The organism is Pseudomonas edaphica (genome assembly GCF_005863185.1).
GTDB classification, from domain to species: Bacteria; Pseudomonadota; Gammaproteobacteria; order Pseudomonadales; family Pseudomonadaceae; genus Aquipseudomonas; species Aquipseudomonas edaphica.
This window is the reverse complement of record NZ_VBVZ01000262.1, coordinates 1-8,256: the sequence shown is the minus strand read 5'-3', so window position 1 is coordinate 8,256 and position 8,256 is coordinate 1. Positions and strand designations below refer to the sequence as shown.

General features: G+C 61.5%; 6 protein-coding genes. 5 read left to right on the top strand and 1 reads right to left on the bottom strand.

Annotation, left to right across the window (positions count from 1 at the left end):
- Window positions 1-195: 195 nt before the first annotated feature.
- Window positions 196-429, bottom strand: a complete 234-nt coding sequence (locus tag FEM54_RS17840) for a hypothetical protein (protein WP_017138173.1) — start codon at window positions 427-429, stop codon at window positions 196-198.
- Between the two features lie 215 nt (window positions 430-644).
- Between FEM54_RS17840 and FEM54_RS17835 the strand changes: the two genes are divergently transcribed.
- From FEM54_RS17835 to FEM54_RS17815, 5 genes are all read left to right on the top strand, one after another.
- The gene (locus FEM54_RS17835; RefSeq protein WP_138452209.1) at window positions 645-1,811 is read left to right on the top strand and encodes an efflux RND transporter periplasmic adaptor subunit; all 1,167 of its coding nucleotides are present in this window, start codon (window positions 645-647) and stop codon (window positions 1,809-1,811) included.
- A complete protein-coding gene (locus tag FEM54_RS17830; RefSeq protein ID WP_138452207.1) occupies window positions 1,808-4,903 on the top strand; it encodes a multidrug efflux RND transporter permease subunit in 3,096 nt (1,031 codons plus the stop codon). The genes FEM54_RS17835 and FEM54_RS17830 overlap by 4 nt, the downstream gene beginning before the upstream one ends.
- A 10-nt stretch (window positions 4,904-4,913) precedes the next feature.
- On the top strand, window positions 4,914-5,591 hold the full coding sequence (locus FEM54_RS17825; RefSeq protein WP_017138176.1) for a heavy metal response regulator transcription factor: 678 nt from the start codon (window positions 4,914-4,916) through the stop codon (window positions 5,589-5,591).
- Window positions 5,581-6,945 carry a heavy metal sensor histidine kinase gene (locus FEM54_RS17820; protein ID WP_017138177.1) on the top strand — a complete coding sequence of 455 codons (1,365 nt, stop codon included), beginning with the start codon at window positions 5,581-5,583 and terminating at the stop codon, window positions 6,943-6,945. Before FEM54_RS17825 ends, FEM54_RS17820 begins: the two co-directional genes overlap by 11 nt.
- Window positions 6,946-7,294: 349 nt before the next feature.
- Window positions 7,295-8,256 (top strand): OprD family outer membrane porin (locus FEM54_RS17815; protein WP_138452194.1); only part of this gene is annotated, 962 nt, incomplete at its 3' end.

Sequence of the window (8,256 nt, the reverse complement as noted above, 5' to 3'; positions counted from 1 at the left end):
GTGCTGCACACAGGGGTATCAGAGCCACGGGAAACATCCTTTTCCAGAAAGACCAGCCTTGGCCACCCGCCCGATCTGAACGGTCGGGATGGAATCAAGGCTGTGCAAGCTTTCTAGAAACGGTCGCGGGTCTTCAATCGGAAATATCAGCAGGTGTTGTAGTCCGCACCTGATAAAACGCTGGTCGTTCTATTCTCAGCGTTTACCCATCGAGCGGCGAGTGCCCGGCGGCGCCATGCCTGGCGACTTGGTGTGGCCGTTCTTGGCGCCATTCTTGTACCAAGGCTGGGCGGCGTTTTTGGCCCCAGCCAGTTCACCCGGCTTGAACGGAAACTTGAACGCCGGGATCTCGGCTTTTTCAACGCTTTGAGCGTCGGCCGGATCGACGAGGTCGGCCGCGTCAACAGGGGGTTGTGTCGGGGAAGTCATGGAAGCTCCGGGGCGTGCAGAAAATGAGGCGGTGGCCGGCTTGCGGGCCACGCTGGCGCGCAGTATACCTGCGCGCCTTGGATCTTTAACCACCGCCGGTACGAATGGTCGGACTTTACTGACAGCGCTGTCAGTTAGCAGTCACCGTGCTGACCGGGTTGGCGGGCTATAAAGAACGATCACTCTCCCAACCCTTTGCCCCGGCGCCCCACCCCATGCACATTCAACGAAAAACCGCCCTGATCGTGGCTGCCCTGGTGGTCGTGGCAGTTGCAGCCTGGGCCTTCAACCGACCGGCGAAAACCAAACTGGCGGTGTCCACCGCTATCCCGGTGCGAGTGGTGAGTGTCACACAGCAGGACATTCCTCGATTTGTCAGCGGTATCGGCTCGGTGCTGTCGCTGCACAGCGTGGTGATCCGCCCGCAAATCGACGGCATCCTCACCAAGCTGCTGGTCAAGGAGGGCCAATTGGTCAAGGCCGGTGACCTGCTGGCGACCATCGATGACCGCTCGATCCGCGCGAGCCTTGATCAGGCCAAGGCGCAGTTGGGCGAAAGCCAGGCGCAGTTGCAAGTGGCGTTGGTGAACCTCAAGCGCTACAAAGAGCTGAGCGTCGACGACGGCGTATCCAAGCAGACCTATGACCAGCAGCAAGCCCTGGTTAACCAGCTCAAGGCCACGGCGCAAGGTAATCAGGCCGCCATTGATTCGGCCCTGGTACAGCTTTCCTACACCCAGATTCGCTCGCCGGTGACTGGCCGTGTCGGCATTCGCACCGTGGATGAAGGCAACTTCCTGCGCATGAGTGATACTCAAGGCTTGTTCTCTGTGACGCAAATCGACCCGATCGCCGTGGAGTTCTCGTTGCCGCAACAAATGTTGCCGACCCTGCAAGGCTTGATCGCCGCGCCCACCCAAGCCAGCGTCGATGCCTACATGGGCGCCGACACCGACGGCCAGACCGGCGACCTGCTCGGCGAAGGCCACTTGAGCCTGATCGACAACCAGATCAGCTCCACCACCGGCACCCTGCGCGCCAAGGCTGAATTCAACAACGCTTCGCAGCGTCTGTGGCCGGGGCAACTGGTGACTATCAAGATCCAGACCGCCCTCGACAAGAACGTGCTGGTGGTGCCACCGACCGTGGTGCAACGTGGGCTCGACGCGCATTTTGTGTACCGCGTCAACGGTGACAAGGTTGAGGTTGTGCCGGTGCAGGTGGCGTATCAGGACAGCGACGTGACTATCATCAAGGGCGTGCAAGCCGGTGATGTGCTGGTCAGCGACGGCCAGTCGCGGCTCAAGGCCGGTGCGCAAATCGAGGTGCTCAAAGAGCCACCACAAGTGATCCAGACCGCCCAGACCAAGGTGCAACCATGAGCGGCAGCCGTTCCCCGTCCGCCTGGTGCGTCGACCATCCGGTTGCCACCCTGTTGCTGACCTTTGCGCTGGTGTTGCTGGGGCTGATTGCCTTCCCGCGCCTGGCTGTGGCGCCGCTGCCGGAAGCGGAGTTCCCGACCATCCAGGTCACCGCCACCTTGCCCGGCGCCAGCCCGGACACCATGGCCTCATCCGTGGCCACGCCCTTGGAGGTGCAATTCAGCGCCATCCCCGGCATGACCCAGATGACCTCCAGCAGCGCCTTGGGTTCAAGCCTGCTGACCCTGCAATTCACCCTGAACAAAAGCATCGACACCGCCGCGCAGGAAGTGCAGGCGGCGATCAACACCGCCTCCGGCAAGCTGCCCAGCGACATGCCGAGCCTGCCGACCTGGAAGAAGGTCAACCCGGCCGACAGCCCGGTGCTGATCCTCAGCGTCAGCTCCGACAGCATGCCCAGCACCGAGCTGAGCGACTATGTAGAAACCTTGCTGGCGCGGCAGATCAGCCAGATTGACGGCGTTGGCCAGATCAATATCACCGGGCAGCAACGCCCGGCGATTCGCGTACAGGCTTCACCGGACAAACTCGCGGCCATCGGCCTGACCCTCGCCGATGTGCGCCTGGCCATCCAGCAGTCCAGCCTGAACCTAGCCAAAGGTGCGATTTACGGCAAGAACAGCGTGTCGACGCTATCGACCAACGACCAGCTGTTTCACCCCGAGGAATACGGCCAACTGATCGTTTCCTACAAGAACGGCGCGCCGGTGCAACTGCGTGATGTCGCCAAAGTCATCAACGGTTCGGAAAACGCCTACGTACAGGCCTGGTCCGGTGACACGCCCGGCGTCAACCTGGTGATTTCGCGCCAGCCCGGCGCCAACATTGTCGAGACCGTGGACCGCATTCAAGCCGAACTGCCGCGCCTGGAAGGCATGCTGCCCGCCTCGGTGCAGGTCAGCGTGTTGACCGACCGCACCAAGACCATCCGCGCGTCCTTGCATGAAGTAGAAGTGACCCTGCTGATCGCCATCCTGCTGGTGGTGGCGGTGATGGCGCTGTTCCTGCGCCAATTGTCGGCGACGCTGATTGTGTCCAGCGTACTCGGCGTGTCGCTGATCGCCAGTTTCGCGCTGATGTATGTGCTGGGCTTCAGCTTGAATAACCTGACGCTGGTGGCGATCGTGATCGCCGTGGGCTTTGTGGTCGACGATGCCATCGTGGTGGTGGAGAACATTCACCGTCACCTGGAGGCGGGCCTGGATAAACGCGAGGCGGCAATCAAGGGCTCGGGCGAGATCGGCTTTACCGTGGTGTCCATCAGCTTCTCGCTGGTGGCAGCGTTTATTCCGCTGTTGTTCATGGGCGGTGTGGTCGGGCGGCTGTTCAAGGAGTTTGCGCTGACGGCCACCTCGACCATCCTGATTTCGGTGGTGGTTTCGCTGACTTTGGCGCCGACCCTGGCCGCGCTGTTCATGCGCGCGCCGACTCATCATGCCCATGACAAACCGGGCTTCAGCGAGCGCCTGCTCGCCGGCTACGCACGCAACCTGCGCCGTGCGCTGGCGCATCAACGCAGCATGGCAGCGATCTTTATGCTGACCCTGGCGTTGGCCGTGGTCGGCTACGTGTTTATCCCCAAGGGTTTCTTCCCGGTGCAGGACACCGGCTTTGTACTCGGCACCAGCGAAGCGGCGGCCGACGTGTCGTACCCGGACATGGTCGCCAAGCACAAGGCGCTGGCCGAGATCGTCAAGGACGACCCGGCAGTGGCCGCGTTTTCCCACTCGGTGGGCGTGACCGGCAGCAACCAGACCATCGCCAACGGCCGTTTCTGGATCGCCTTGAAAGACCGCGGTGATCGCGATGTATCCGCCAGCCAGTTCATTGACCGCATCCGCCCCAAACTGGCCAAGGTGCCGGGCATCGTCTTGTACCTGCGCGCCGGCCAGGACATCAACTTGAGTTCCGGCCCAAGCCGCGCCCAGTATCAATATGTGCTCAAGAGCAACGACGGCGCGACGCTCAATACCTGGACCCAACGCCTGACCGAAAAACTGCGCGCCAACCCGGCCTTTCGCGACCTGTCCAACGACTTGCAACTGGGCGGCAGCATCACTCACATCAGCATCGACCGCCAGGCGGCGGCGCGCTTTGGCCTCACCGCTACCGATGTCGACCAGGCGCTGTATGACGCGTTCGGCCAGCGCCAGATCAACGAGTTCCAGACCGAGATCAACCAGTACCAGGTGGTGCTGGAACTCGACACTCAACAGCGCGGCAAGGCCGAAAGCCTGAACTACTTTTACCTGCGCTCACCGTTGACCAACGAGATGGTGCCGCTGTCGGCACTGGCCAAGGTCGACCCACCCAGCGTGGGGCCGTTGTCCATCAGCCATGACGGCATGTTCCCGGCGGCCAACCTGTCGTTCAACCTGGCACCCGGCGTGGCATTGGGTGATGCGGTGATCATGCTCAACCAGGCCAAAAACGAAATCGGCATGCCGACCACCCTGATCGGCACCTTCCAGGGTGCGGCCCAGGCGTTCCAAAGCTCTTTGGCCAGCCAACCGTGGCTGATCCTGGCGGCGCTGGTGGCGGTCTATATTATTTTGGGCGTGCTCTATGAGAGCTTCGTGCACCCGCTGACGATCATCTCCACCTTGCCCTCGGCGGGCTTGGGCGCGTTGATCATGCTGTGGTTGCTGGGCCAGGACTTTTCGATCATGGCCTTGATCGGTCTGGTGCTGCTGATCGGTATCGTCAAGAAAAACGGCATCCTGATGATCGACTTTGCCCTGGAGGCCCAGCGCGTGCGCGGGCTGCCACCTGAGGAGGCGATTTATGAAGCCTGCGTCACCCGGTTCCGGCCGATCATCATGACCACCCTCGCCGCCCTGCTCGGCGCCGTGCCGTTGATGCTGGGCTCCGGGCCAGGCGCCGAACTGCGCCAGCCGCTGGGGATCGCGGTGGTCGGCGGCCTGTTGGTGAGCCAGGCGCTGACGCTGTTCACCACACCGGTCATATACTTGTACCTTGAGAAGTTTTTCCACAGGCCCAAACCAGCGCTGGCGCTGGCGACCACACACTAAAGGCGGGGTCATGCGCGTCCTGATTATTGAAGATGAAGAGAAAACCGCGGACTACCTGCACCGCGGCCTGACGGAGCAAGGCTACACCGTCGATGTGGCGCGCGAAGGCGTCGAGGGCTTGCACCTGGCGCTGGAGAACGATTACGCGGTGATCGTACTCGATGTGATGCTGCCCGGCCTCGACGGCTTTGGTGTGTTGCGCGCACTGCGGGCACGCAAGCAGACGCCGGTGATCATGCTCACCGCTCGCGAGCGTGTGGAAGACCGCATCCGTGGCTTGCGTGAAGGCGCCGATGATTATTTGGGTAAACCGTTTTCGTTCCTCGAACTGGTGGCGCGCCTGCAAGCGCTGACCCGCCGCAGCGGCGGGCATGAGCCGGTGCAAGTCACCGTAGCCGACCTGTGGATCGACCTGATCAGCCGCAAGGCCAGCCGCAACGGCCTGCGCCTGGACCTGACCGCCAAAGAGTTCTCGCTGCTCAGCGTATTGGCACGGCGCCAGGGTGAAATCCTGTCCAAGACCGCGATTGCGGAAATGGTCTGGGACATCAATTTCGACAGCGACGCCAATGTGGTGGAAGTGGCGATCAAGCGCCTGCGCGCCAAGCTCGACGGGCCGTTCGAACACAAGTTGCTGCACACCATTCGTGGCATGGGTTATGTGCTGGAGAGCAGAAGTGTCGGCTAACTCCATCGCCCTGCGCCTGAGCGGCATGTTCACGCTGGTGGCGCTGCTGATTTTCGTGTTGATCGGCGGCGCGCTGTACCAGCAAGTGGATCGCGGCCTGGGCTTGTTGCCGGGCGCCGAACTGGATGCGCGCTACAGCGTGCTGGAATCCTCGGTGAACCGCTTCGGCACGCCGGACCACTGGGCAAAAATCACCGCCAAGTTGAAGTTGCTCGGCGAAGAAGACCCGCGCATCCGCTTCTGGGTGGTGAGCAGCGACCCGAGCTACGAATACGGCACCCCCGACGCGCAGATCCGCGCATTCGCCCAAGGGCCGACCGGCAAACGCGACTTGCGCCTGCCTGGGCATGAATACCCGTTCAAGGTGTTGCTCAGCCAGTTCGCGGCCAAGGATCAACGCCCGCCGCTGCGCTTTATGATCGCCATCGACACCGAGAACTTCCGCGCCACTCAGCACCATCTGTTGATGGCCTTGATCGGCCTGGCCTGTGTCGGTGTGGCACTGGCGGCACTGTTGGGTTTTTGGGTCTCGCGTATCGGCCTCAAGCCGCTGGGCAAACTTTCGGATGAAGCGCAAAAACTCGCACCGCCCAAACTCTCCGGGCGCCTGCAGTTGTCGCCCTTGCCGCCGGAGCTGAGCCAGTTCGTCAACTCATTCAACTCCACCCTGGATCGGGTCGAACAGGCGTATTCGCGCCTGGAGTCATTCAATGCCGATGTGGCCCACGAACTGCGCTCGCCGCTGACCAACCTGATCGGCCAGACCCAAGTGGCGCTCACCCGTGGTCGTTCGGCCGAGCATTACTTCGAGGTGCTGCAATCGAACCTCGAAGAGCTGGAACGCCTGCGCTCGATCATTAATGACATGCTGTTCCTGGCCAGCGCCGACCAGGGCAGCAAGGCCACCAAACTGATCGAAAGCTCCCTGGCCGATGAAGTCGCCACCACCCTCGACTACCTGGACTTCATCCTCGAGGACGCCCAAGTCAAAGTGCGCGTACACGGAGATGCCTTGGTGCACATCGAAAAAGCCCACCTGCGCCGCGCGCTGATCAACCTGCTGAGCAATGCGGTGCAGCACACTGCGCCGGGGCAGATCATCGAAGTGAGCATTGAAGTGCAGGAGCAGTGGGTGGCGATCGGGGTGACCAACCCCGGCGATGAGATCGCCCGTGAGCATTTGCCGCGCTTGTTTGAACGCTTCTACCGGGTGGACGCGTCGCGCAGTAACAGCGGCGCAAATCATGGGCTGGGGCTGGCGATCGTCAAAGCGATTGCATTGATGCACGGCGGTGATGTGTTTGTGCGCAGTGAGGGCGGTGGCAATACTTTTGGCATTACCTTGCCGGTCTGACTCACCAGAACACATCGATCCAGTGTGGGCCAGCTCCCACACAAGCCAGATCCCACTTAGCCAGCTTCCCCACTGGATCTCAAAGGTCTGACTGTTGCGGTTTGGGCAACAGTCATTATCTTGTTACACTCTATATCGCACCGCTCACCTGCGTTACTTTGACGCACCGATGAGCGCGACGGCAAGGCAGCTTCCCGCTCACCCGAATTTCCCTCGACTTATTTCCAGGGCTCTACACTGGGAATCTGTTTAAAGCCGCTGACTTCAGCGGCTTTTTTTTGCCGTAAAAAAAGGCCAGGCACACCCCCACGACATTGGCCGTTTTCGATTGACCAAAGGAGCTAAACCGGTGAAGAACTCGCTGACGTTCACCCCGTTATTCCTCGCGATTGCAGCAACGATCGTCCCCCTTGCCCACGCGGCAGACTCGACCCCCGCTGACGGTTTCGTCGAAGGCTCAAGCCTGAAGATCAACACCCGCAACTACTACATGAACCGCGACCGCCGCGACACTCACACCGATGACAGCAAAGAATGGGGCCAGGGTTTCATCGGCACATTCGAATCCGGCTACACCCAAGGCACCGTCGGCTTTGGCCTGGACCTCAATGCCATGCTCGGCCTCAAGCTCGACGGCGGCGGTGGCACTGACGGTTCCAGCATCCTGCCTTACGGCAGCGGCAACGGCAAAGCGCCTGGCTCGTTCTCCACCGCGGGCGGCACTTTGAAAATGCGTGCCTTCGACACCGAACTCAAAGCCGGCGACCTGTTCCTCAACAACCCGGTGATCGCCGGCGGCATGACCCGCATGTTGCCGCAGACGTTCCGGGGTGTGAGCCTGGCCAACCACAGCTTCGATGGCTGGATGTTCGAAGGTGGCCAGGCCAGCTTTACCAAACTCTACAACCAGAGCGGCCACCGACGCATCGGCACCAGCTACGGCACCCTGCCCGCCAACGCCGACAGCCAGCACCTGAACTGGGCCGGTGTGTCCTTCAGCGGCGTCCCGGGCCTGACCAGCAACCTGTACGCCTCCGAACTCAAGGATGTATGGCACCAGTACTACTACGACCTGGACTACACCTACGCGCTGAACGATCTTGTCAGCCTCAACCCAGGCCTGCACTACTACCACACCCAGGACACCGGCCAGTCGTTGCTCGGCAGCATCGACAACAACACTTACAGCCTGCATTTCACCGTAGGTGTTGGTCACCACAGCGTCACCGCCGCGTACCAGCGGGTCAACGGCAACACGCCGTTCGACTACATCACCCAGGGCGACAGCGTGTACCTGGACAATTCCCAGCA

What these genes read in the sequence shown, in the direction of transcription:
- FEM54_RS17830 (WP_138452207.1), top strand. Translation starts at nt 1,808, where the DNA reads ATGAGCGGCAGCCGTTCCCCGTCCGCCTGGTGCGTCGACCATCCGGTT.
- FEM54_RS17835 (WP_138452209.1), top strand. Translation starts at nt 645, where the DNA reads ATGCACATTCAACGAAAAACCGCCCTGATCGTGGCTGCCCTGGTGGTC.
- FEM54_RS17840 (WP_017138173.1), bottom strand. Translation starts at nt 429, where the DNA reads ATGACTTCCCCGACACAACCCCCTGTTGACGCGGCCGACCTCGTCGAT.
- FEM54_RS17825 (WP_017138176.1), top strand. Translation starts at nt 4,914, where the DNA reads ATGCGCGTCCTGATTATTGAAGATGAAGAGAAAACCGCGGACTACCTG.